General features: G+C 52.0%; 1 protein-coding gene and 1 pseudogene. One reads left to right on the top strand and one right to left on the bottom strand.

Translation table 11 applies throughout. The annotated features are described in order from the left end of the window. Positions 1 to 2,246 (top strand): tetratricopeptide repeat protein (locus tag VK792_RS19450; RefSeq protein WP_326299576.1); only part of this gene is annotated, 2,246 nt, incomplete at its 5' end. On the opposite strand, the pseudogene VK792_RS19445 reads toward VK792_RS19450, so the two are convergent. After that, positions 2,211 to 2,583 (bottom strand): annotated as a pseudogene (locus tag VK792_RS19445) (ATP-binding domain-containing protein); the annotation flags it as partial. The gene VK792_RS19450 and the pseudogene VK792_RS19445 sit on opposite strands and share 36 nt — an antisense overlap.

Genomic DNA, 2,583 nt, shown 5'->3' with positions numbered 1-2,583 from the left:
TCCCAGCCATCGCTGATCCTCCAATTGCGGGACAAATCTATCCCAGTTGGTGGACCACTTTCAGGGGGCTATTCCATGATGGCCTCGATCCTGATTTTACTTCGACGAGATACGAAAAAGGTAATGGCGTCGTAGAGCTAACGGGGCTGGCAACATCGGACCTCGTTCAGATAGTTCGGCAGGTCGGCGGCCAGCACGTTTGTGCTGAGCGCTACAGCGACGAAGATATTCAGGGGTTGATGCAGAAAGTCGATCAGTCTGGGCGACCTCTTTACGCACATTTACTTGGGGACAGCCTGCGCGATGGAGGCTCAAATCCCGTCACCAAGGATGAGCTCTTAACCCAGACTTTGAATCGGGAGCGACAAACACGGTGGCGGCAACGGTTTCGCTCAGAACCTCCAAAGCTGGGGATCGATCAAACTTGCCAAAAGCTCGCGATTTTGGCCTCAATGCTCGGTGGCTACGACATTTCAAGCAGTCTCTGGCCGAAGGAATTCGGAGAGCTGACGCAAACAGCTTGTGAAGAAGCACTTGCGCTTGTTGATGCACCTGTTGGCGATGGAATCCAGCCAATTTCTGCTATTCCACCTATGCAACCCGATCTGTTACGAGAATGGTTCGTCCTGTCTTCTCTTGCCATCAAACATCATGACTTTGACCAGCTTACCCAGTTCGCATGGTCAGCTAACAACGAGGCAATGGCAGCGTTTCTGAGTCGATGCGTGCAGGATTTCTTTGATCACCCTGTCATTCAAAAACTGGTTGAGGGTGTACCAAATGACTGTAGCTGGATCATACACGATCTCGGGTTTAAATGCCATCCGATTTCGGTTGGCTTGCCATCAGGTCTGCGCTTCGAGACGATTATAGATGGTGAGATAACCTATTCGTTTGATGGGTTCGACCCCGACTCCGAGAGCACGGTTGTTTCGGCGGACGAGGCCCAAAAAGCTGCATTTTGGTATTCGATAGCAGCCAAGTTGGATTATGCGCCATCAATTCACAATTTGGCCTATCTTTGTTGGACAGGACAAGGCGTCGAACGTAATCAGCGACAAGCATTTGATCTCTACGTCAAGGCCGCAGAACTCGGCCATCCTGAAAGTATGGAGATCGTCGCCGACTTCCTTGAGTTTGGCGTGTGGGGCGAGCCGGATATCCGGAATGCCGCTACTCTGTACGAGGGAGCAGCAAGACAGGGCCAGCCAGAAGCGGCTTATAGACTTGGTTTGCTACTTCTTAAAGGCACTGGAATTGACCAAGACATCCAACGTGCCTTGGAGCTGTTCGAACAAGCCTCTTCGGTCGGCCACTCTAAAGCAAAGATTCAGCTTGGGTTGCTCCACCTAAACGGAGTTGGCGTGCCGGAAAATCGTGAGAAAGCGTTCCAGCTTGTTTGCGAGGCGGCACAACTCGGATCAACCTGGGCGATGCGCGAACTGGGAGTACTTTACCAAAACGGATTTGGAACAAGCCCCAACCCAAGGCGCGGCACAGCCCTCATTCGGCTGGCAGCTATTCAAGGATTTCAAACCGCCGAGTTAGATTTGGGCATATGCTATCGCGATGGTATCGGCGTTAAGCAAAATCTCCGCCGCGCACATTGGTATTTCGATTTGTGTGATCGATTTGTTAACAGGCGCTTGGCAGGCGAAGCGCTAGTACTGTCCGCTGCAATGTTTGAGCAAGGCGTCGGATTCGTAGACGAACCTGACTTTCGGCAGGCCTTTAATCGGCGATATCGCGCAGCCAGAGCAGGAAACCAGTTTGCGCGCCAAACGACAGGAATCCATGATTTCTCGGATCGAAGCTATGGGCGCTTTGATCGTAAAGGTTATGGAAGATACTACGACGACGAGCCTTTCGTACTTTTACGGCGCTGCGCGGCACAGGGGAATCCTCAAGCGATGTACACTGTAGGGCAACTCTATTCGCATGGTATTTTTTTTCGGAAGAATGATGTAGCAGCTTTCGCGTGGTACCTACTCTCAGGCAAACGGGGCAGCTTAGACGGACAATATGCATTATCCCGTTGCCTGCACATGGGAATTGGAAGCCCCGTTCACAAATTTTCTGCGTTGATTTGGGCGCTGTTTGCGGCGAATGGTGGACATTCGGAGGCCATTCGCTTTGTGCAAAGCCGCAAGAAGGAAGCTCCAATATCGTACTATTTAGCGGCCTCAGGGGTTCGATCCCTCAGGATGGCATCAAAGCTCGTGAGAAAATTCGTGGTCTCGTCCTAAATCGTGCTGTTGATCAGGTTTGGGGGTGATCAGACGAGGCGCACCTGCAAACCTGAACATGTTCAGAGCATCCCTGTGCCTTGTCATGGCAACGTATTTCAGGTGGTCGTCCATGCGTGGGGATTGCAGCACGAAGGCGTTGTCCACGGTGGCACCCTGTGATTTGTGAACGGTCGTCGCGTAGCCGTATTCGATGTTTTGGTACTGGTTTGTGTTGATCGTCAGGGGCTTGTCGCGCCCATCGATTTGTACGGTGATAGTGGAATAGCCCCCTGAAAGTGGTCCACCAACTGGGATAGATTTGTCCCGCAATTGGAGGATCAGCGATGGCTGGGAA

The sequence above is a fragment of the Mesobacterium hydrothermale genome (assembly GCF_035818635.1).
GTDB lineage: Bacteria > Pseudomonadota > Alphaproteobacteria > Rhodobacterales > Rhodobacteraceae > Mesobacterium_A > Mesobacterium_A hydrothermale.
This window is presented reverse-complemented; position numbering and strand designations above follow the sequence as displayed.